Here is a 20923-nt window from a genome sequence, read left to right as displayed (position 1 = left end):
TGATTCCGACATCACCCCACCGAACCGCCGAGCAGCCACACGGCCTAGACATCGTGGATCTCTCTACTCGGCGAACAGGCGGCCCGGATGACGCCAGGAGCTAGAACCGTAGAACATATAGTTCTACACTCGTGTCCATGGAACGCATCGGTGTCCGGGAGCTGAACCAGAACACCAGCCAGGTCTTGGCTCGGGTGAGTGGCGGCGAGACCGTCGAGATCACCGATCGCGGACACCCGATCGCCCGACTTGTGCCGGTAGGCGACGACAGGTCGGTTTTGGCCAAGTTGGTAGCGGCAGGGCGAGCCGTCCCTCCCACCGGCGGCGGCTCTGTTCCACTTCCGCCGAAGCTCGGTGACGAGAGTGTGGACGTGGCCGCCTCGCTCACTGCAATGCGTGACGAGGAGCGCTGGTGATCTATCTCGATTCAGCTGCCGTCGTCAAGCTGGTTCGGCAGGAGATGTGCAGCGCCGACCTTGTCTCCTGGCTCAACAAGCACAACGACGTGCCGCTGGTCTCCTCCGCTCTCGTCGAGGTGGAAGTATCCATTGCGCTGCGCCGATCAGCTCCGCAGGCTTTGATCGGAGTGCCGGCTGCCGTCGGACGGCTGTTCCGACTGGAGATCGACAGCACGATCCGTGCAACCGCAGCCGCGTTCGCCGAGCCGACGCTCCGTAGCCTCGACGCCATCCACCTGGCCACCGCCCAGGTGCTAACCAACGAATCCGGTACGGCACTCACCGCCTTCGTCACCTATGACCGGCGGCTGCTCGAATGCGCCAAGGAAGTGGGGCTACCCGTAGCAAGCCCCGGCCAGAACTGACCCCACGAGTCCACCACCCGGTACGAAGTCCGACCGCCGCTTGGCCACCACATCGGCCGTGGCCGGCGTTCTGCGACCTTGCACCCCTTCGTTTGGGTATCCGTTTCTAGTGAGGCGGGCGGGACTCGAACCCGCGACCGAGGGATTATGAGATCAAGATGGGCGACCCGACGAGCTGCCTGGTTGGCCTTTTAGCAGCGGAAACACCTCTCGACATCTCTCACTACTCCCCCGCCGTCCGTCAACCTCTTGCGGACTGCACGGCCGGAGACAAACCCGGATCAGGCGAGTGACTCGTCGCCACGGATACGGGCGTGCAGGTGCATGTCGTGCCGGCCGTCGGAGTGGATGGCGTCGCTGCGTTTGGTGCCCTCCAGTAGGAACCCGGCTTTGACGGCGACGCGGCAGGAGGCCTGGTTGCGGGTCGAATGATCCAGGTGCAGACGATGGAAACCGGCCTCGCCGAGCGCCCAGGCGCTCAAGGCCATCAGCGCTCGGGAGGCCACGCCTGCTCCACGAGCGGCCGGGAGCACCCAATATGCGCACCCTGCGACACCGTCATCGAGATTCATGCTGCCCATGGCGATGCGCCCCAGCACCTCACCGCCGCCGCGCGTCACCGCCCAACTCGCGCCCGTCTCCTGCTCCCAGGCCCGGTGATACTGCTGGAACCACTCACGGACCTGGTCCTCAGACGCGGGTTGGCGAGTGTGCCAATGCTGAATGTCGGGGTCCCGGTACGCAGCGAAGAAGACCGACGCATCGGAAGGCCTCCACGGTCGCAAGAGCAGGTCGCCCTGAGCGGAAAGCATCGGTTGTGGACCTGCGGCGAGGGCGCCGGCGGGAATAGCAGGTGGTGTCGAAAGGGAGGACCGCACCCGCCTATCCTCTCGTGGCGACGATGTCTCGCGTCAAGTTCCCAGGGGTAGACCGTCCAGCCTCCCTCGCCGAATGTGGCCGCGAGACTGCCCCATCCCCGGATAGGTGCCGAGGACTGCGGCGCACGGTCGGGGTCAAGGGTGGCCGCAGGCCATCGGTGTGCCGACGCGCGGCGCCCTTGACGCCGGCCGGGTGGCGTAGAGGATCGGGCATCCGGGGGATGGGTCACGCCCTGGTCCTCGTCGTCATCAATCCGCGGGCAGTGCCCACCAGACTCCAGGGGCAAGCAGCTCTGCTGCGCGGCAGCGATCGCCCCGCCCTCAATGGACAGCAACCCCGAGGGCGATCGTCCCGCCTCAGCCCTTCGTGCCAGTGGTCGCCGCAGTGCAGCCGGCCGGCCCGGCCGATGCCGGCCGAAGGTCGCCAGCAGGCCGGGGCCGGCCGGCGCGGCCCGCTTGATCTATAAGAGGTCAATTCGGCAATTGCTCGGGAGCGACACTCGGGCAGCGACTTGCCGTCTGTGCCGTGCCTAGGTCGGGAGGTCTTGGGCAGCCCTACCGGGGTGAGCTCTCGTGACACTCGACGCCTATCGCGAGACGCACGTCAACCTGTCGTCCCTGAGACCTGATTACCAGCGGTACGCACGCCGGATTTGACACCCAGGTGCCGCCGGTGAAGACCGACCATCCGGCCGGCGTGCCCCTGGCGGGGCAGGCCTCGACCTGCACAGTAGTTGTCGGTTTGGCGTTTCTGCCCCAGCCGATGCGGGCGCGGTCCTCCCATCCGGGTGCCACTTGCAGCTCCGCAGCCGTTCCGGCCCGCACGTAAAGGCCCCATTTGGCGAAGAGCCGAGTCGGCCCCCGGTTATCGGATGACTCATTGGGTTGCAGGACCTGGGACGACACCGCGACGGTGTCCGTCGCTATGCGGTACAGCTCGCCCGGATCCGCCTCCGTGGCGACGGAATCGATACACGACGCGCGCTGTCCGCCCTGCGGCAGCGGTGGCAGCAGCGGAGTTTGTGAGCCGATGGACCCGGAGGATGCGGAGCTCGGCGCGCCAGCTTCGGGTCGTCCCCCGTCGTCCCCGGTCGTGCAACCAGTCGACGCCAATAGCAAACAGGTAGCCACCGCGAGAACTTCAAACTTCCGGCTACCGGCCCACACGCCTTTGATCTTTCCAAACTTCTTGCCGATCGAACAGTTGGGTATAGTAGGCGGCCGTCGCGTCGTCGTGGGTCTTGCCGCGTGGCCAGCGGATGCCTTGTAGGTCGGAGTCTTCTGCGGCACGGACGCGGCGGATCAGTTCGGCTGGGCCGTGGTCGTGCAGGATCGCCAGTAGGCCGGGCCAGTCGGTCAGGGCGAAGCGGTCGGTGAGGCGGCTGGCTCCGTCGCTGAGCAGGGCCGCAGAGGTGATCGGTCGGCTTCCGAGGATTGCCTCGTCGGCGGCTCGTGGGTCGGCGGCGGCAACCCAGAATCCCCCGGCTGTGTTGCGGTGGGCGCGCAGGGCTTGGACGTAGTCGCGGCGGGCCTGGTCGTGTTCGGGTGTGCCGTTGGTGAGGTTGTCCATCGCCGAGCGGTACCGCTGTCCGATGTGGGCCTCGCGGTCGTCGGTGATGACCAGCGGCGCGTCGTCGGCCAGGTTGAGCACGAGCACGGAGTCGGCGAGCACCAGGTACTCCAGGTCATCACCGGTAGTGCGGAGCATGACGACGGTCGCGGACGGTGTGCCGGGGTCGTCAAGGTCGCAGGTGCCTTCATGTGCGTCGGCCGTCTGCCTGATCGCCTCAGCGAGGATGGCCGCTAGGTCCTGGCCGTCGTCGCCAGCGAGGCCGGTGAGCAGCGCCCCGCCGAGGTGGCGGGTGTACCAGGCGACGCCGTGCGAGCAGCGTGAGGTGGTGCCGGACAGGCCGGCGCCGTCGAGCAGGACGACACCGTTCGGGGTGGCGGCGGTGAAGTCCTCGTTGGGTTGGTCGGGCGTGGCTGGGCTGGTCGCCATGGTGACCTGCATCAGTTGTCCTCCAACCGGTACAGCGGCGTCAGAAGCTCCACGTGACGCGGCTCGTGGGTGTCGGGTTCGTACTCGGTGCCGACCAGCACCGAGAAGTTGCCGGTCTTGACCTCGCTGTACAGCTCGCTGATCCGGGTGCAGAGCAGGTGGACGACTCCGAGGGAACCGGGCGGGTGGATGCCGGTGAAAATGATCAGCGAGCCCTGCCGGTCCGGTCGGGGTAGGCGGCCCAGGTACGCCACGTCCCAGATGCGCTGCGGCGTCTGGTCCTGCCCGGACCGGTACACGGTGCCGGTTTTTGCGGTCGACCAGCGTCCATGGGCCGTTGCTGGCGCGCTCGAACTGCAAGACGGGGTCCTGCGCGAGCACCTGGGCGATGTGCTCGGCGATGCGCGGACCAGAGATCACCACCTGGTTGGGACGGTTGAGGTCGATCTCGCCGCCGATGGGAATCGACTCGAACGACGGCTCTAGACCGAGGCTGCGCGCGAGGTCCCCAAGTCGCTGAGCGCCGGTCATGTCTTCGATCGCGACCACCGGCCGTGACCTGATCGCCTCCTGCTTGGTGTTCACGTCCCCGGCCGGCGAGGTGCTACGGAACAACAACTTCCGCCGCCGCGTCTTCGATCGGGCTGCGGAGTTGATCGGCCTCGCCGGTCTGACACCGCACGAGCTGCGGCACACGGCGGCCAGCCTGGCGGTGGCCGAGGGCGCCAACGTGAAGGCGGTTCAGCGGATGCTCGGGCACGCCTCGGCGGCCATGACGCTGGACGTCTACGCGGACCTGTTCGAGGACGACCTGGACCAGGTAGCCGACCGCCTCGACCGGGCGGCGGGTCGTGCTGCTGCGGACTCAGTGCGGACTGAGGGCGTCGGTCCGGACCTGAATGCGGTTCGCCCGGGTCGCCGGCAGCATGGTTGAGCTGGGAAAACGGATGGTGGGGCGGGCGGGACTCGAACCCGCGACCGAGGGATTATGAGTCCCCTGCTCTAACCCGCTGAGCTACCGCCCCGTTACCGCGCCGGATCGTAACCTGCCCTCTCGGGCTCCGGCCACCACCTTCGGTGGCGGATTTCGCCCGCGCCGTCAGGACCTGCGCCGCAGGGACCGCACGAAGGGCAACGCGAGGATAACAGCGAGCAGCCATGACACCACGATCAGGATCCATACCCCGGCGGGGTCGGAGACGTCGTCGAACGCGGCCCCGAGGGTGCACAGGCAGGACACCCCGGCCAGCAGTGCGGCCAGCACCAGCGTGGTGATCACCACCGGCTTGGCGGACCAGTTGACCGCCGGGGCGTCCGCGCCGGTCGACCCGCCGGCGGCGGGGCGGGCGGAGCGCGTCGCCGGTTGGGGGATCCGCTCGGGCGCTCGTGGCGGCAGGTCCACCCGGCGATCCGGCGTGATCTGCCCGTCCAGGTACTGCATCGCCCCGGGGTGCAGGTCGAACAGGGTGGGTTCGATCCGGACGATGATGCCGTCGTGGCCGGTGAGCTGCCGGGCGCCGTCGGGCCAGGCCAGCATGGCGGCGCACTCGGCGTACCGGACGGTGAGCAGCCCGGCGGGCAGGACGAGGCTGACCCCCTCGGGACCGATCCGCAGTTCGCCGCCGTCGTCCTCGCGGGACCGGTACGGGGTGCCGGCGATGGCCTCGGTGGAGAGGGTGGGCGCGGCGACGAAGCCGGCCCAGTCGGCGGCGCTTCCCTCGGGCACCATCAGCAGCGCGGAGGCCATCACCTCCTGGGCCACCGCGTGCACGTCGGCCGGGGTGACCGCCGCCAGCTCGGCCCGGTATTCCTCGACGGTCAGGTTGGGGTGCCCGGTGAGCAGGTTGAACGCCCGGGTCGGCAGCATCGCGGCGTGCACCTCGGCCACCCCGAGCGATTCGCCGGCCTTGGCCACGTACGCGTCGACGTCGGCCTGCTCGACCCGGCCGACGGCCAGCTTCGCCAGCACGTCGACGAATCCGCCCAGCACCGCGTCCTGCTTGTCGGGCAGCGCGTCGGCGAGCCCGCGTACGGTGGCGTACCCGTCTCCGCGCGGCTCGTAGCCGGCGGTGGCGGTGTAGCAGAAGCCGCCCTCCTGGCGCAGCGCCCGGAACAGTTCGCGTTCCAGCACCCCGGCGAAGACGCTGCCGGCGGTCCGGCGGCGGACCACGGCGTCGAGCGCGACGGCCCGGCCGGGCCCGACGAAGTACGCGGGCGTCTCGGGCAGCGCCGACGACGGCGCGGGCACCGGCTGCCGGTGCCCGCCGGGCAGGGCCAGCCGCAGCCCGGCCGGGACCCGGTCGCCGGCGATCCAGAGCACGGCGTTCTCCCGGGTGAAGTACCGGGCGGCCCAGTTGCGCAGGTCGTCGGGGCCGAGCATGCCGAGCCCGAACTCGGGGTAGCTGGCCAGGCCGTGGTCCCGGGCGCCGTGCCGCCACAGCGGTACGGAGTCCATCGCGCCGGGGGTCCGGGTGCTCCACTCGGTGCGCAGGATGTCCTTCTCCATCTCCAGCCGTTGCAGCGGCGGCTGGTGCAGGTGCTGGCAGACCGCGGTGAGGAACCGGGCGATGTCCGGCTCGGAGCCCTGCATGTGGAAGTAGGTGAAGACGCTGCCGGTAGCCCCGTTGTAGTGGTAGTCGACCTCGCTGAGCGAGGCCAGCGCCAGGTGTTCCAGCAGGTGGGTGATGCCGGCGCGGGCCAGCGTCTCGTCGGCGGTGCCGACCCGGAACACCAGGCCGGCGCGCATCGGGCCGCCGGTGGGCGCGAGCAGGGTGGGCACCCCGTCGACGTCGAACTGCCGGATCATCGCGGGCCGCCCTTCGCGTACGCCTCGGCGCGGTACTTCTGGAACTGTTCGGCCGGGTCGCCGGGGAGGTAGTCCCACAGCCAGTCGTCGCCGTACGGGCCGAGGGCGGCGAACTGCCCGGCCGCCGCCGGCCACTCCCCCATCAGGCTGAAGGCCAGCGCGAAGGTGCTGCGGGTGAGCACCCAGCCCGGCCCGTGCCGGAACGCGGGGTTCCAGACCGACCGCTGGGCCGCCTCGTGGATCTCCTGCCCGACCTGCGGCGTACGCAGGTAGCCGGTGGCGTCCCCGACGTCGCCGAGGTCGAGGGCGTGCTCCAGGTGCCCCTCGACGACCACGACCGGGCTGCACGATCCGGGCGGCGCGGTCCGCAGGCACTCCCGGGCGAAGCCGTGCGCGCCCTCCCAGGTGCCGCTCCACTTGGGGCAGAGCTTCTGCAGCAGCGACGACTGGGCCGGTTGGTGGTGCGGCTGGTGCCGGGCCAGCCGGTCGTAGCGGCGGCGCGCCTCCGACTCGCCCAGTTCGAGGCCGCGGGCGGCGGTGATGCGCAGGTACCAGGCGGTCACGTAGTCCGGGTGCCGGGCGGTGACCTGGATCAGGATCCGCTCGGCCTGGCGCAGGTGCTCGTGGAACCGGGCGAACTGGTCCCGGCTGACGTGCTGGGCCCGGTGTGCGGTGCGGATCCGCCAGCCGGTCCGGATCAGGGTGGAGGCGAGCAGCGTCGCGGCGACCGGGTCGGCGGGTTGCCGGGCGACCACCGCGCGGAGGAACTCCTCGGTCCCCTCCAGGTCGCCGCAGAGCCCGGTGAAGATGGAGATGCCGGCCCAGTCGAGCCCGCCGACGATCTGCCGGACGCCCGGCCAGTCGCCGGCGCCGAGCGCGGCCCGCATCCGGGCCAGTTCCGGGTACGCCGCGCCCGGCTCGAACACGGGCGCCGAGGGCTGGCCGGGAGCAGGCATGGCGGGGATCATAGTGATCCACCGGCCGGCCATGTGCCCCGTGACCGGCGGCTATCCCGCCCGCAGCCGGGCCAGCACCGCACCGGCGGCGCGCCAGCCGCTGGCGAGCGCCCCCTGGATGGACGGGCTGTCCCGGTGGTCCCCGGCCACGAAGAGCCCGTCGCCAAGCTCCACCGGCTTGCGCAGCCGGCCCTGTGGCGGCGGCGCGGCGGGCAGCGCGGCCGGGACGGAGACCGTGGTCAGATGGGTCCAGTCGGCGGTGGCGCGCCCGTACAGTCGGGCCAGCTCGGCCCGGATCACCGGCTCGGGCGGGGCGAGCGGCCCGACCACCGAGGTGGCCACCAGGTGCCGGCCGGCCGGCGCGTACGTCGGCGCGGCCCGGCTGACCACGACGGTGTTCGCGACCAGTTCCCGGCGGTCGCCGTCGACCAGCAGGATCGGCTCGTCCAGCGGCGGCTCGTCGGTGCCGTGGTAGTACGTGGTGTAGCTGTGCACGCGTACCGGGGGCAGGGCCGGCAGGAGCGCGGTCGCGGCCGGCGGGTCGGCGGCGACCACGACGGCCCGGCAGCCGACCTCGCCGGACGCGGTGCGGACCCGGCCCGGCGCGACCCCGGTGACCGGGGTGTCCAGCTCGATCAGGTCGGTCGGGAGCGGGGCGGCGACGGCCCGGGGCAGCGCGGCCATGCCTTGCGCCGGCAGGCCGATCCGGCCCCGGGCGAACGACCGCAGGATCATCGCCAGCACGTGGCTGGAGGTCTCCAGCTCCCGGTCGACGAGGACGCCGGACAGGAACGGCCGGAGCAGTTCCTCGATGATCGCGTCGGAGAGTCCGGCCCGGCGCAACGCCGCCTCGGTGCTGGTCTCCGGCGCGTCGAGCAGCCGGCCGACCGGCAGGGTCGCGCAGCCGGTGGCCAGCCCGGCGAAGCGGATCCGGTCGCGCAGCGAACCCACCCCGGCGAGCGCGGTGCGGGGCGCGCCGCCCGGCTCGCGCAGCGGGTTGACCAGCCGGTGGAGCCGGTCACCGCGGCGGACCAGCACCCCGGCGGTGAACCAGCCGAGGTCGAGGGCGGCCGGGTCGACCAGCCGGCCCAGCCGGGGGTAGCCGGTGTTCAGCACCTGGAAGCCACGGTCCAGCAGGTAGCCGTCGACGGCGTCGGTGGCGACCCGGCCGCCGAGCCGGTCGGCCGCCTCGACCAGCCGCCACGGCACGCCCGCCCGGTGCAGCCGGCGGGCCGCGGCCAGCCCGGCGAGGCCGCCGCCGACGATGACGACGTCGGTGTCAGGCATCGGCCCGCTCCCCCGCGTCCGCCGCGCCCCGGGAGGACCGGGACAGCCGGCTGGGCCACCACACCTTCGGCCCGATGTCGTACGCGAGCGCGGGCACCAGCAGCGACCGGACGACGATGGTGTCGATCAGGACGCCCACCGCGACCGCCACGCCGAGTTCCACCAGCACCACCAGCGGGAGTACGGCGAGCGCGGAGAAGGTCGCGGCGAGCACGATGCCGGCGGAGGTGATCACGCCGCCGGTGACGGTCAGGCCGACGAGCACCCCGGCCCGGGTGCCGCGCCGGACGGACTCCTCGCGGACCCGGCTCATCAGGAAGATGTTGTAGTCGATGCCGAGCGCCACCAGGAACACGAAGGCGAAGAGCGGGAACGACTGGTCGACGCCGGGAAAGTCGAGCAGGTACCGGAAGACCAGCGCGCAGAGCCCGAGGGTGCCCAGGAACGACAGCACCACGGTGGCGATGAGCAGGACCGGGGCGACCAGCGCGCGCAGCAGCAGGGCCAGGATGACCGCGATCACCACCAGCACCACCGGGATGATCACGTTGCGGTCCCGGGCGGAGGCGTCGGCGGTGTCCACGTTGATCGCGGTGAAGCCGCCGACCACCGCGTCCGCGTCGGGCACCCGGTGCACCGCCTCCCGCAGCGCGCGGATGGTCCGCTCGGCGCCGTCGCTGTCCGGCGAGTCGGCCAGGGTCGCCTCCAGCTCGACCTTGCCGTTGCTGACCACCGGTGGGGCGTTCGGGTCGGGCACCCCCGCCGGGCCCGGACCGGGCAGCGGGCGGACGGTGACCACGCCCGGCACGGCCTGGGCGACCCGGGTCACCTCCTCGGCGGCGGGCCGGTTGGTGAAGATGGTGGCCGGGCTGCCGGTGCCGCCGGGGAAGTGCCGGGAGATCACCTCCTGGCCGGCCACCGAGTCGGTGCGCCGGGTGAACTGGTCGGACTGGCCGAGCGTGGTGACGCCGAGCTGCGGCAGGGCCAGCACCAGCAGGGCCAGCAGGGCGGCGGTGACCAGCCAGACGGTCCGGGCCCGCCGGGCGACGAAGCGGGCGATCCGGCTCCAGAGGCCGTGCTCGGCGCGCGGGTCGGCCTGGTCCTCGCGCGGGATCCGGGGCCAGAACGCCCACCGGCCGCCGAGCACCAGCAGGGCGGGCAGGAAGGTAAGCATCACCAGCAGGGTGGCGGCGATGCCGATCGCGGCGACCGGGCCGAGCGCGCGGTTGGAGTTCAGGCTGGAGAACAGCAGGCAGAGCAGGCTGACGATGACCGTGCCGCCGGAGGCGACGATCGCCGGGGCCGCGCCCTTCCAGGCGGTCCGCATGGCGGGCCAGGGTCCGGCGTGCCGGTGCAGCTCCTCGCGGTAGCGGGCGATGAGCAGCAGCGCGTAGTCGGTGCCGGCGCCGAAGACCAGCACGGTGAGGATGCCCTGCGCCTGCCCGTTCAGCTTGAGCACGTCGTCCCGGGCCAGGACGTAGACCAGGACGGCCGCCAGCGAGTACGACATCCCGGCGGCGAGCAGCGGAAAGATCCAGAGCACCGGGCTGCGGTAGACGATCAGCAGGATGATCAGCACCACCGCGAGGGTGACCAGGAGCAGCGGCCCGTCGATCGCGGAGAACACCTCGATCAGGTCGGCGAGCAGCCCGGCCGGGCCGGCCACGTCCACGGTCATCCCGCCGCGGTTCTCCCCGACGACGGCGCGCAGCTCGTCGACGACGGCGCCGATCCGTTCCCCCTCGGCGCCGTCGATCGGCACCACCACCTGCACCGCCTGGCCGTCCTGGCTGGGGATCGGCGGGGGCAGCGGCGCGACCACGCCGGGCACCCGGGCGAACCGGGCCGCGTCGGCGGCCACCAGTTGCTTGTCCGCCTCGGTGATGCCGGCGGTGCGTTCGTAGACCACCAGGGCGGGGGTGGTGACCTTCTCGGTGAACCCGGCGGCCAGGTCCTGGGCCTTCGTGGCCTCCGCGTCGGCCGGCAGGAAGGCGGCGTTGTCGTTGGTGGCCACCTCGCTCAGCCGCCCCGCGTACGGGCCGGCGATCCCGCCCACCACCAGCCACCCGAGCACGATCGCCACCGCGATCAGCGTGGCCGTAGCCCGGCCCCGTCCTCCGGCCATCTGCACCCGTCCTGAGAAATCGACTCACCGATCGACGCAGCGGGAGTCTAGGTCGACATCGACCATCCTGCCGCCCGGGGCGGGTCGGCGGGGTACGAAACGGTGGCTTGGCACGGCCGGACCGGCGCGCGGCCCGGAGACGAAGGACGCCCGCCGGCGATGCCGACGGGCGTTGAGGGTGGAGAAGCTCCCCCGTTTGGACTCGAACCAAAAACCTGCCGGTTAACAGCCGGCTGCTCTGCCAATTGAGCTACGGGGGACCGCAGGCCGTCGCGCCCCGGATCTCTCCGGCGCTCGGCGACGGCACAAGAGTACAGGACTCCGGGGGGTGTAGGTCCAGGGGGTTACCGACGCCGCCGGGCCGCCCGAGAAGCCACTAAAGCGGACATCTCGCCATCCGGGCACCACCAGGTATGAGCGCGGAGCAGGATGGGTAGTTAGGGCAGGACACAGGACGCAGGCGCGAGATGGTCGCCCCGGCGGTACACCCGCCGGGTCCGACGGCGCGTCAGGTACGGAAGGAGCCGCCATGCGCGGAAAGATCATGTTTCTTGGCGGGCTGGCTGCGGGATTCGTCCTGGGCGCCCGTGCCGGCCGGGAGAAGTACGAGGAGCTGGTGGTCCGGGGCCGCAAGGTGCTCGACCACCCGACCGTCCAGGAGGCGGCCGGGGTCGCGCAGGCCCAGGCGACTCGGCTCTACAGCGAGGGCAAGGACAAGCTCGGCCAGTCCAAGCTGGGCGAGAAGCTGAGCACGGGCAACGGCAACCGGCAGGAGCTGACCGCGGCGGACGACGCGTTCGCGGGCACGCCGGCCACGGTCGGCGCCAAGGCCGGCGGCAGCTCGTCGAGCAGCAGCTCGACCAGCTCGTCGTCGACCAGCACCACGCCGCGCGGCAAGTCGTCCGGCACCGGCACCAACGGCAGCACCATCTGAGTCACCCGTACGCGGAAGGGGCCGGCCACCTCGGTGGCCGGCCCCTTCGGCGTTCCCGGCGCCCGTCCAGCCGATCGGTCGCCCACACTTTTGCCGATCTGAAGCAAAAGTACGGACTCTTTGTAGAAAACTTAGGCCGCCAGCCTCTTTTCTTTATCGCCGCTCGGAAATATCGTCCTGCGTAGAACCTGGCCAGGCTCTCGTCTCCCCCAGAGCGACCACCTCAGCCGCACCCAACGGACTGAGGCGGACCCGCCCGACCAGAGCGAGGTTCGATGCACATACCGGGCCACAGGGCCACCACCTTCCTCAGTCTGCTCACCCTCGTCGGCGCGACCCTCGTCGCCACGGCGAGCCAACCGACCGGCCCGGCCACCGCCGCGCCGGTGCTCACCACCCCCGCCCCGAACAGCAACGGCATCCAGTACAAGGTCCTGGTCTTCACCCGGTCCGCCAGCGGCAGCAACGCCGCCACGGCGGCCGGCGTGCAGGCGATCCAGCAACTCGGCAAGGACCGACGGTTCACCGTGGAGGTCACCAACGACCCCCGCAAGTTCGACAAGCCGCACCTCAAGCAGTTCCGCACGGTGGTCTTCCTGAACACCGCCGGTGACGTGCTGAACGACGCGCAGCAGGCCGCCTTCGAGGGGTACTACCGCGACGGCGGCGGCTTCGTCGGCGTGCACTCCGCCATCGAGGCCGAGCCGGAGTGGTCCTTCCTCACCGACGTGCTCGGCACCCGGGCCGCCGGCGCCCCCTCCGCCGCCAGCACCGCGACGGTGACGGTCGCCGACCGGGTGCACCCCGCGTCGGAGACCCTGCCGGAGCGCTGGAGCACCACCGACCGCTGGTACAACTACGCGGCAAACGTCCGCGGCGTCTCACACGTGCTGGCCACGGTGGACGAGAAGACGTACACCGGCGGGACGATGGGCTTCGACCACCCGGTCACCTGGTGCAAGGACTACCAGGGCGGCCGGTCCTTCTACACCGGCCTGGGCGCCACGCCGGAGAGCTACGGCAGCGCCGACCTGCGCGCCCACCTGGGCGGCGCGATCCAGTGGTCGGCCGGCGTGACCGACGGCGACTGCGGCGCGACCGTGCTGGCCAACTACCAGATGACGGTCATCGGGGCGCAGCCCAACGTCAGCGAGCCGATCGGCTTCGACGTGCTCCCCGACGGCCGGGTGATCCAGACCGACCGGCGCGGCGGCGTACGCCTGCACAACCCGGAGACCAACCAGACCACCGTGCTGGCGCAGATCCCGGTCTACACCCACAGCGAGGACGGGATGTACGGCCCGGCGATCGACAACGACTTCGCCACCAACAAGTGGGTCTACCTGTACTACGCGCCACCCTTGAACACACCGGTGGGTGCCGCGCCGACCACCAGCACCAACCCGGCGGCGTGGGACCAGTGGCTGGGCTACTTCCAGCTCTCCCGGTTCAAGTTCGTGGACGGCGAGACGCCCTCGCTGGACGTGAGCACCGAGCAGAAGATCATGCAGGTACCGGTGGACCGGGGCGCCTGCTGCCACGTGGCCGGTGACATCGCGTTCGACTCGAAGAACAACCTCTGGCTGGTCACCGGGGACGACACCCCGGCCGGCGGCGGTGGCTCGGGCGGCTTCTCGCCGCACAACGACTCGGTCAGCGCGACCGGCGTCTACCAGGCCCCGTTCGTGGACGCGCGGCGCAGCTCGGCGAACACCAACGACCTGCGGGGCAAGATCCTGCGGATCACGGTCGGCGCGGACGGGTCGTACACCGTGCCGGCGGGCAACCTGTTCCCGACGGGCACGGAGAAGGCCCGCCCGGAGATCTACGCGATGGGCCTGCGGAACCCGTTCCGGATCACCCTCGACAAGGACGACGTCGCCTACGTCACCGACTACTCCCCCGACTCCTCCACCGCGGCCGTCGGGCGGGGACCGGCGGGCACCGGCCGGATGATGGTGGTCGACAAGCCGGCGAACTACGGCTGGCCGATGTGCGTGCAGCCGAACCTGCCGTACATCGAGATGAACTGGACCACCAGTCCGATCTCCCCGGTCGCGCCGTTCGACTGCGCGGCGCCGCGGAACACCTCGCGGCACAACACCGGCCTGACCGACCTGCCCCCGGTGGAGAAGTCGGAGCTGTGGTACTCGTTCCAGGCGCCCACGCCGTGCCCGGAGTCGTACCTGTCGACGCCGACGCAGACCTGTCCGGTGCTCTTCCCCGAGCTCGGCACCGGTGGCGTCGGTCCGCACGGTGCGGCGAAGTACGACTACGACCCGGAGCTGAGGTCGGAGACGAAGTTTCCCGAGTACTTCGACGACGCGATCTTCTTCGGTGAGTTCACCCGGGACACCCTCAAGGAGATCCGGCTGGACAGCAAGGGCGACATCCTGAAGATCAACAATGTGTTGAACTGCGGGCAGGAGCCCACCACGCCGACCAAGCCGTTCCTCTGCGACAACCCGATGGACATGCGCTGGGGCGCGGACGGCAACTTCTACCTGCTGACGTACGGCGACGGGTTCTTCAACATCAACCCGGACGCGGCGATGGTGAAGTTCAGCTACGTCAAGGGCCTGCGGGCGCCGAGCGCGGTGCTGAACGCGACCCCGACCAACGGCCGGGCGCCGCTGACCGTCGCCTTCTCCAGCGAGGGTTCGAAGGACCCGGACCCGGCCGACTCCATCTCGTTCGCCTGGGACTTCGACGGCAACGGCACCACCGACTCCGTCGACCCGAACCCGACGTTCACGTACACCACCAACGGGGTCTACACCGCGCGCCTCACGGTGACCGACTCCAGCGGCAAGAGCGCGTCGGCGAACACCACCATCACGGTCGGCAACACCGCGCCGACGGTCACGGTGAACACCCCGCTGGAGGGCGGCTTCTTCCAGTGGGGCGACGACATCCCGTTCTCGGTGACGGTCACCGACCCGGAGGACGGCCCGGTCGACTGCGGCAAGGTCGAGGTCACCTTCGTCCTCGGCCACGACAGCCACGGCCACGGCGAGGCCAACATGTTCGGCTGCTCGGGGGTGCTGCCCACGGAAGCCGACAACGCCTCACACGGCGGCTACATCTACGGCGTGATCAGCGCGTCCTACACCGACAAGGGCGCCAACGGCCAGCCGGCGCTGACCACGGTGGGCCAGCAGATCATCCAGGACAAGCGGCAGGAGGTCGAGTTCGCCCAGGAGCAGTCCGGCACCACCGTCGCCACCAGCGGTGACGTCGGCGGCGGCCAGCAACGGGGCAGCCTCGACCCGGGCGACTGGATCGCCATCAACAACAAGGTGAACCTGAAGAACATGCAGTCGGTGACGCTGCGTACCTCCGGGGGCAGCGCGGCCACCGCCGGCCAGCCCCGGTTCGGCGTCGAGTTCCGGCTCGACTCCCCCACCGGCCCGCTGCTGACCACGGCCACCGTCAACGCCACCACCGGAAACACCGCCTTCACCAGCACCAACGCCCCATTGACCGACCCGGGCGGGTCGCGGAAGCTCTACCTGGTCTTCACCACCGTTCCTGGTGGCCCGGCCAGCGGCTTCGGCAACCTCAACTGGGTCCACTTCAACGGTCAGGGGATCGGGACCACCCCCTGACCGCCGGCGGGTGGGGCCGCCGACCGGCCCCACCCGCCACCCCCCACCATCGCCAGCACCACCACCTTCCGTACCGAAAGGCAGACAGGACATGAGCGACACACAGCACGGGATGAGCCGCCGCCGGATGCTCGGCGCGATCGCCGGGGCGGCCGGCGCGGCCGCCGTCGGCGCCGCCGGGCTCGGCGGCACCACCGCCTCCGCCGCCAACGGGGTGCTCGTCCCGCCCGGCAAGCGGGGCATCATCCTCTACAGCGTCCGGGACCGGATCAGCGCCGCCCCGGACGCCAGTGGCGTCCCGTACGGCTTCGAGCGGGTGCTCGGCCGGCTGGCCGAGATCGGCTACAAGGAGATCGAGTTCGCCGGCTACACCCAGAACACCGGCATCCTCGGCCGGCAGATCACCCCGGTGGAGATCCGCAAGATCCTGGACGACAACGGGCTGCGCGCCAACGGCTCGCACGCGTCGGTCCCGGGCTCGGTCACCCCGACCACCCTCGCCCAGTTCGAGCAGACGCTGGACACCGCCGAGATCCTCGGCATGACCCACATCGGCACCGGCTCCGACCCGACCAGCAGCAACTACAAGGCGGACTGGGACGCCGCGGCCGACCGGTGGAACACCTTCGGTGAGCTGGCCGCCGCCCGTGGGCTCAAGCTCTACACCCACAACCACGACGCGGCGTACAACTTCCTGCTGGACAGCGGGCCGCTGGACGCCGCGGGCCGGCCCACCCGGTCCACCGGCGTCCGGAAGCTGGAGTACTTCTTCGGGCAGACCAACCCGGAGTGGGTCTGGTTCGAGATGGACATCTACTGGGCGCACGTGGCCCAGCACCGCTTCCACACCTACACCGACCCGGACGGCCAGCTCCAGACGAACGTCTTCGACCCGCTGGCCACGGTCGCGTCCCGGACGCAGCGGTTCCCGCTGTTCCACGCCAAGGACGGCGCGCTCCGCCCGGACCTGGCCGCCGGCTACGAGATGGCGCCGCTCGGCCAGGGCGACATCGACTACGGCACCTTCTTCAAGAACATGGGCGCCAAGGGCTACCACAACCCGATGTGGGAGCAGGACACCGCGCCGGGCGGCACCGCCGACCCGGGTCGCTCGCTGCGCTTCGCCGAGATCAGCTACCGCCACATGGCCAGCCTGCGCGGCTGAGCCGTACCGCGGCAGGTTTGGGGGGTCGTGTCCGGGAAACCGGATACGACCCCTCGCGCCATCCGGTGGAAACGACGTCGTGCAAGATTCCGGGTGGAGGTGATTCGCGTGGTCGTCGTCCGACCGGAGAACCCGCACCAGGCGCGCCTGCTGCGCCTGCTGCGTGATGACGGCCCCCGCTCCCGGGCGGAGCTGGGGGATGCCGTCGACCTGGCCCGGTCCCGGCTCGCCGGGGAACTGGACCGGCTGATCGAGCGGGGTCTGGTGGAAAATGCCGGCCCGGCGGCCTCGCGCGGCGGTCGCCGGTCGCCGTTGCTGCGGGTCGCCGGCTCGGTCCGGTTCGTCGGGGTCACCGTCGCGCCGGACCGGATCGACCTGGCGCTGACCGACGGCGAGCTCGGCGTGCTGTCCCGGGCCGGCGAACCGACGGACGTCCGGAGCGGGCCGGAGGCGGTCGTGGCCCGGGTGGTCGAGCTGATCGGCAAGCTGCGCGCCGAGGCCGGCGTGGACCGGCTCACCGGGGTCGGCGTCGGCCTGTCCGCGCCGGTCGCGTTCGCGGAGGGGATGCCGGTGTCACCGCCGGCGCTGCCCGGCTGGCACCGCTTCCCGGTCCGCGAGGCGCTCGCCGCCGAACTCGGCTGCCCCGTGCTTGTCGACAACGACGCCAACGTGATGGCGCTCGGCGAGAAGCACGCCGGCACCGGCCGGGCCTTCGAGGATTTCCTCTACGTCAAGCTGGGCTCGGCCATCGGCTGCGGCCTGGTGCTCGACGGGGCGGTCTACCGGGGGGCCACCAGCGGCGCCGGGGACATCGCCCACCTGCGGCTGGCCGAGGACGGCCCGCCGTGCGGGTGCGGGGACAACGGCTGCGTCGAGGCGTACTGCGGCGATGCCGCGCTGGTCCGGGAGGCGACCGCGGCGGCGCGGTCCGGCCGGTCCGGGCCGCTGGCCGACCGGCTGGCCGAGGCCGGCGGGCTGACCGTGACCGACGTGGCGCGGGCCGCGACCGGCGGGGACGCCAGCGCCCAGGCCCTGGTCCGCGCCGCCGCCCGGCGGCTGGGGCAGACCCTGGTCGGGCTGGTCAGCTTCTTCAACCCGGGCATCGTGATCATCGGCGGGGTGGCGCCGGGCATCGGGCCGGTGCTGCTCGCCGAGATCCGCGGCGTGGTCTACCGCCGGTCCGCCCCGCTGGCCACCGGGAACATGCCGATCGTCCTCTCCGACCTGGACGACCGCGCCGGCGTCGTGGGCGCCGCCCGACTGGTCAGCGACCACCTCTTCACCCCCGCCTGACCACCCCGGCGCCGGACGCCGGCGGGCAAGATCCTGCTGTTTCCGGGATGTAGTGGCCTCCAAGTTGTCGGGAGGCCACTACATCCCGGATCGAGCGTGCTGGTCGGCGAGGGTCAGTCCTTGCTGCTGCTGAAGGCCGCGTCGAAGGCCGCCGACGGGGCGTCGAAGGCGAGCCGGCGGACGAACTGCAACGCCTCCGGGGCACCGACCAGGCGGTCCATGCCGGCGTCCTCCCACTCGACGGAGATCGGGCCGGTGTAGCCGATCGCGTTCAACGCCCGGAAGCAGTCCTCCCAGGGCACGTCGCCGTGCCCGGTGGAGACGAAGTCCCAGCCCCGGCGCAGGTCGGCCCAGGGCAGGTGGGAGGAGAGCCGGCCGCGCCGCCCGTCCCCGGTACGGACCTTCGCGTCCTTGCAGTCGACGTGGTAGATCCGGTCGGCGAAGTCGAAGATGAAGTTGACCGGGTCCAGCTCCTGCCAGACGAAGTGCGACGGATCCCAGTTCAGGCCGAACGCGGGACGGTGCCCGATCGCCTCCAGGGTCCGCTTGGTGGTCCAGTAGTCGTAGGCGATCTCGCTGGGGTGCACCTCGTGCGCGAACCGCACGCCCACCTCGTCGAAGACGTCGAGGATCGGGTTCCACCGGTCGGCGAAGTCCTGGTAGCCGCGCTCGATCATCGCCGGCGGGACCGGCGGGAACATCGCCAGGGTGTGCCAGATCGACGAGCCGGTGAAGCCGACGACGGTGTCGACGCCGAGCTTCGCCGCCGCCCGGGCGGTGTCCTTGATCTCCTCGGCGGCCCGCTGGCGTACCCCCTCGGGCTCGCCGTCGCCCCAGATCCGGGCGGGCAGGATGTCCTGGTGGCGCTCGTCGATCGGGTGGTCGCAGACGGCCTGGCCGACCAGGTGGTTGGAGATCGTGAAGACCTGGAGGTTGTGCTTGGCCAGGGTCTCCTTCTTGCGCTCGACGTACGAGTCGTCGGCCAGTGCCTTGTCGACCTCGAAGTGGTCGCCCCAGCAGGCGATCTCCAGCCCGTCGTAGCCCCACTGCGAGGCGAGCCGGCAGACCTCGTCGAACGGAAGGTCGGCCCACTGGCCGGTGAAGAGCGTGATGGGTCGCGCCATTGTCCTTCTCTCCCCTGTCGTGATGGGGATTCCACGGTGCGGAAACCGGGGCGAGGGCGACCGGGCGGTGCACGGCGAACCGCCGTGCGGGCACCGGTGGGCGCGGTTACGCGCCTGACTCGACGGGTTGCGCCTCCCGTCGGGCCACCGGCGGCCTGCGCGGTCGCCGTCACCCACTCTAGGGCCGCACCCCGACGGTTAGGAAGGGCCCCTTCTTAACAGACGTCTGTTAAGAAGGGGCCCTTCCTTTCACCTCAGGGCAGGGTCCACTTCTGGTTGGCGCCGGTGTGGCAGGTCCACAGGTGCACGGCGGTGCCGTCGGCGGAGTTGTTGCCGGAGACGTCCAGGCACTTGCCGGACTGCGGGTTGCGCAGCGTGCCGTCGGCCTGCGCCGACCAGTTCTGCGCGCCGCTGCCGTTGCAGGTCCAGAGCTGGATCTTCGTGCCGTCCGCGGAGGCGCCACCGGAGACGTCCAGGCACTTGCCCAACGCCTTGATGGTGGAGTTCGGCGTCACCGTCCAGGTCTGCGCGGCGCTGCCGTTGCAGGTGTAGATCTGGATCTGCGTGCCGTCGGCCGTGGCCGCGTTGCGCACGTCCAGACACTTGCCACCCAGCCCCTTGATCGGGCCGGTGCCGGGCGTGCCGCCGGCCGTTCGCACCAGGGTGAAGTCGTCGACGTCGAACAGTCCGCTGCCGGACCCGGTGAAGGTCAGGTAGAGGGTCTGGCTGCCGCTGGGCACCCCGGACAGGGCGGTGGACACGTCGGCGAAGGTGGTCCAGCTGCCGGTGTTCGGCACGGCCACCTGCCCGAGCAGCGCGCCGGTGGGCGAGCCGGTGCGGACTCCGATGGTGCCGCCGGGCCCGCCGGAGACCACCCGGGCCCGGAACGAGGTCACCCCGGTCAGGTCCAGGCCCTGGTACGCGGCCCAGTCGCCCGGGTCGACGTACCCGAGGGTCTGCCCGCCGTTGGCCCCGGTCTTGCCGTACGCGCTGACCCCGCTGGCGGTGCTGAACGCCTCGGCCTGCACGGTGGTGTTGCCGGTCGGCGGCGGGGTGCCGCCCAGCTCCTTGATCCGGATGTTGCGGAACGAGACGTCGTCGCCGGTGCCGTGGTTCTGGATGCCGATGTGGCCGGCGAGCGAGCGGACCGGGTCGGTGTTGGTGAAGTCGTTGATCTTCACCCCGTTGAGCAGGACCTGGAGGCGTTCCCCCTCGACCAGCAACTCGTAGGTGTTCCACTCACCGGCCGGGTTGAGCGCCGCGTCCCGGGCGGCCAGGTCGGCGGACTTGAACCCGTAGACCGCCCCGGTGGTGCGGTCCGCGCTGTCAGTGGGGTCGATCTGCACCTCGTACCCGTTGTTGATCGCCGAGTTCGGATCGCTCGACGGCGGGAAGCCGATGAACACACCCGAGTTGTCGTCGCCTTCCAGCTTCCAGTCCAGCTTCAGCGAATAGTTGGTGAACTGCTTCGCGCTGTACCAGTAGAGGCCCATCCCGCCGACCGAGGTGAGGGTGGCGTTGGCGTTGCTGAAGCTGCCCGGCCCGGCCTGCGACCAGCCGGTGGTGGAACCGTTGTACAGCGCGGTGTAGCCGGTCTCCGGCCGGCAGTCGGCCTTGGTCCGGCCGGCCGCGTACCGGATGCCGCCCAGCAGGTGGGCCCGGAACGCCGGCTCGGCGTACGACGCCTGGGTGTGGCCGCCGCCGGTGTAGAAGGACCGGCCGCCCGCGTACGCCTTGCACCAGGCGTGCGGGTGGTCAGCCCCCATCCCGCCCCCCGAGTACGACGACTCGTCCAGGTTGGCCAGCACGTGCGCGGTGGACCGGGCGTTGGTGCGGTAGTTGTACCACTCGTCGGTGCGCTGCCAGGTCGGGCCGAGGTGGGCGGTGGCCGCGTGCGCCCGGTCCTCCACCCGCACGGTGGCCTG

General features: G+C 71.2%; 16 protein-coding genes and 2 tRNA genes. 7 read left to right on the top strand and 11 right to left on the bottom strand.

The window, feature by feature from the left end; genetic code table 11:
* Nucleotides 1-137 precede the first annotated feature (137 nt).
* On the top strand, nucleotides 138-416 hold the full coding sequence (locus K7640_RS18245) for a type II toxin-antitoxin system Phd/YefM family antitoxin (protein WP_222956070.1): 279 nt from the start codon (nucleotides 138-140) through the stop codon (nucleotides 414-416).
* Nucleotides 413-823 (top strand): type II toxin-antitoxin system VapC family toxin, encoded by a 411-nt coding sequence (locus K7640_RS18240; RefSeq protein ID WP_222956069.1) that lies wholly within the window; start codon nucleotides 413-415, stop codon nucleotides 821-823. Before K7640_RS18245 ends, K7640_RS18240 begins: the two co-directional genes overlap by 4 nt.
* A 281-nt stretch (nucleotides 824-1104) precedes the next feature.
* Here K7640_RS18240 and K7640_RS18235 read toward each other — a convergent pair whose 3' ends face one another.
* The 3 genes from K7640_RS18235 to K7640_RS18225 all read right to left on the bottom strand — a co-directional run bounded on the left by K7640_RS18235 (nucleotide 1105) and on the right by K7640_RS18225 (nucleotide 3999).
* Nucleotides 1105-1635, bottom strand: coding sequence for a GNAT family N-acetyltransferase (locus K7640_RS18235; RefSeq protein ID WP_255609399.1), 531 nt, complete (start codon nucleotides 1633-1635; stop codon nucleotides 1105-1107).
* A gap of 1219 nt (nucleotides 1636-2854) precedes the next feature.
* Complete coding sequence (locus tag K7640_RS18230) at nucleotides 2855-3712, bottom strand: protein phosphatase 2C domain-containing protein (RefSeq protein ID WP_222956067.1); 858 nt, start codon at nucleotides 3710-3712, stop codon at nucleotides 2855-2857.
* Nucleotides 3712-3999 (bottom strand): hypothetical protein, encoded by a 288-nt coding sequence (locus K7640_RS18225; RefSeq protein WP_222956066.1) that lies wholly within the window; start codon nucleotides 3997-3999, stop codon nucleotides 3712-3714. Before K7640_RS18225 ends, K7640_RS18230 begins: the two co-directional genes overlap by 1 nt.
* A gap of 230 nt (nucleotides 4000-4229) precedes the next feature.
* Between K7640_RS18225 and K7640_RS30290 the strand changes: the two genes are divergently transcribed.
* A complete protein-coding gene (locus K7640_RS30290) occupies nucleotides 4230-4634 on the top strand; it encodes a tyrosine-type recombinase/integrase (protein WP_255609398.1) in 405 nt (134 codons plus the stop codon).
* A 14-nt stretch (nucleotides 4635-4648) separates the two neighbouring features.
* Here K7640_RS30290 and K7640_RS18215 read toward each other — a convergent pair.
* The 6 genes from K7640_RS18215 to K7640_RS18190 all read right to left on the bottom strand — a co-directional run bounded on the left by K7640_RS18215 (nucleotide 4649) and on the right by K7640_RS18190 (nucleotide 11134).
* Nucleotides 4649-4725, bottom strand: a tRNA-Ile gene (locus tag K7640_RS18215).
* 74 nt (nucleotides 4726-4799) lie between these two features.
* Complete coding sequence (locus K7640_RS18210) at nucleotides 4800-6506, bottom strand: pitrilysin family protein (protein WP_222956065.1); 1707 nt, start codon at nucleotides 6504-6506, stop codon at nucleotides 4800-4802.
* Nucleotides 6503-7462 carry a lipopolysaccharide assembly protein LapB gene (locus K7640_RS30285; RefSeq protein ID WP_255609397.1) on the bottom strand — a complete coding sequence of 320 codons (960 nt, stop codon included), beginning with the start codon at nucleotides 7460-7462 and terminating at the stop codon, nucleotides 6503-6505. The genes K7640_RS18210 and K7640_RS30285 overlap by 4 nt, the downstream gene beginning before the upstream one ends.
* A gap of 51 nt (nucleotides 7463-7513) precedes the next feature.
* Nucleotides 7514-8749 carry an NAD(P)/FAD-dependent oxidoreductase gene (locus K7640_RS18200; protein WP_222956064.1) on the bottom strand — a complete coding sequence of 412 codons (1236 nt, stop codon included), beginning with the start codon at nucleotides 8747-8749 and terminating at the stop codon, nucleotides 7514-7516.
* Nucleotides 8742-10874: an MMPL family transporter gene (locus K7640_RS18195; protein WP_222956063.1), complete on the bottom strand. Its 2133-nt coding sequence runs from the start codon at nucleotides 10872-10874 to the stop codon at nucleotides 8742-8744. The genes K7640_RS18200 and K7640_RS18195 overlap by 8 nt, the downstream gene beginning before the upstream one ends.
* A gap of 187 nt (nucleotides 10875-11061) precedes the next feature.
* A tRNA-Asn gene (locus K7640_RS18190) sits at nucleotides 11062-11134 on the bottom strand.
* A 269-nt stretch (nucleotides 11135-11403) separates the two neighbouring features.
* On the opposite strand from K7640_RS18190, the gene K7640_RS18185 reads away from it, so the two are divergent.
* From K7640_RS18185 to K7640_RS18170, 4 genes are all read left to right on the top strand, one after another.
* Nucleotides 11404-11808: a hypothetical protein gene (locus tag K7640_RS18185; protein ID WP_222956062.1), complete on the top strand. Its 405-nt coding sequence runs from the start codon at nucleotides 11404-11406 to the stop codon at nucleotides 11806-11808.
* 275 nt (nucleotides 11809-12083) lie between these two features.
* Nucleotides 12084-15416, top strand: a complete 3333-nt coding sequence (locus K7640_RS18180) for a ThuA domain-containing protein (protein ID WP_222956061.1) — start codon at nucleotides 12084-12086, stop codon at nucleotides 15414-15416.
* A 91-nt stretch (nucleotides 15417-15507) separates the two neighbouring features.
* Nucleotides 15508-16581 (top strand): sugar phosphate isomerase/epimerase, encoded by a 1074-nt coding sequence (locus K7640_RS18175; RefSeq protein ID WP_255609396.1) that lies wholly within the window; start codon nucleotides 15508-15510, stop codon nucleotides 16579-16581.
* A 108-nt stretch (nucleotides 16582-16689) separates the two neighbouring features.
* Nucleotides 16690-17874 (top strand): ROK family transcriptional regulator, encoded by a 1185-nt coding sequence (locus K7640_RS18170; protein WP_222956060.1) that lies wholly within the window; start codon nucleotides 16690-16692, stop codon nucleotides 17872-17874.
* A gap of 113 nt (nucleotides 17875-17987) precedes the next feature.
* On the opposite strand, the gene K7640_RS18165 is transcribed toward K7640_RS18170, so the two are convergent.
* Both K7640_RS18165 and K7640_RS18160 read right to left on the bottom strand, forming a co-directional pair.
* Nucleotides 17988-18998, bottom strand: a complete 1011-nt coding sequence (locus tag K7640_RS18165) for a sugar phosphate isomerase/epimerase (RefSeq protein WP_222956059.1) — start codon at nucleotides 18996-18998, stop codon at nucleotides 17988-17990.
* A 254-nt stretch (nucleotides 18999-19252) separates the two neighbouring features.
* Nucleotides 19253-20923, bottom strand: a 1671-nt coding sequence (locus K7640_RS18160; RefSeq protein ID WP_222956058.1) for a family 16 glycoside hydrolase, incomplete at its 5' end; no start/stop codon positions are given.

Origin of the sequence: Micromonospora sp. PLK6-60 (assembly GCF_019890675.1) — a bacterium.
Lineage (GTDB): Bacteria > Actinomycetota > Actinomycetes > Mycobacteriales > Micromonosporaceae > Micromonospora.
Note: the sequence above shows the minus strand (reverse complement) of the source record. Positions and strands in the feature narration are given on the sequence as shown.

Coding starts and splice junctions, on each gene's coding strand:
- K7640_RS18165 (WP_222956059.1), bottom strand. CDS start 18,998: ATGGCGCGACCCATCACGCTCTTCACCGGCCAGTGGGCCGACCTTCCG.
- K7640_RS18180 (WP_222956061.1), top strand. CDS start 12,084: ATGCACATACCGGGCCACAGGGCCACCACCTTCCTCAGTCTGCTCACC.
- K7640_RS18185 (WP_222956062.1), top strand. CDS start 11,404: ATGCGCGGAAAGATCATGTTTCTTGGCGGGCTGGCTGCGGGATTCGTC.
- K7640_RS18235 (WP_255609399.1), bottom strand. CDS start 1,635: ATGCTTTCCGCTCAGGGCGACCTGCTCTTGCGACCGTGGAGGCCTTCC.
- K7640_RS18195 (WP_222956063.1), bottom strand. CDS start 10,874: ATGGCCGGAGGACGGGGCCGGGCTACGGCCACGCTGATCGCGGTGGCG.
- K7640_RS18200 (WP_222956064.1), bottom strand. CDS start 8,749: ATGCCTGACACCGACGTCGTCATCGTCGGCGGCGGCCTCGCCGGGCTG.
- K7640_RS30290 (WP_255609398.1), top strand. CDS start 4,230: ATGTCTTCGATCGCGACCACCGGCCGTGACCTGATCGCCTCCTGCTTG.
- K7640_RS30285 (WP_255609397.1), bottom strand. CDS start 7,462: ATGCCTGCTCCCGGCCAGCCCTCGGCGCCCGTGTTCGAGCCGGGCGCG.
- K7640_RS18230 (WP_222956067.1), bottom strand. CDS start 3,712: ATGCAGGTCACCATGGCGACCAGCCCAGCCACGCCCGACCAACCCAAC.
- K7640_RS18210 (WP_222956065.1), bottom strand. CDS start 6,506: ATGATCCGGCAGTTCGACGTCGACGGGGTGCCCACCCTGCTCGCGCCC.
- K7640_RS18245 (WP_222956070.1), top strand. CDS start 138: ATGGAACGCATCGGTGTCCGGGAGCTGAACCAGAACACCAGCCAGGTC.
- K7640_RS18175 (WP_255609396.1), top strand. CDS start 15,508: ATGAGCGACACACAGCACGGGATGAGCCGCCGCCGGATGCTCGGCGCG.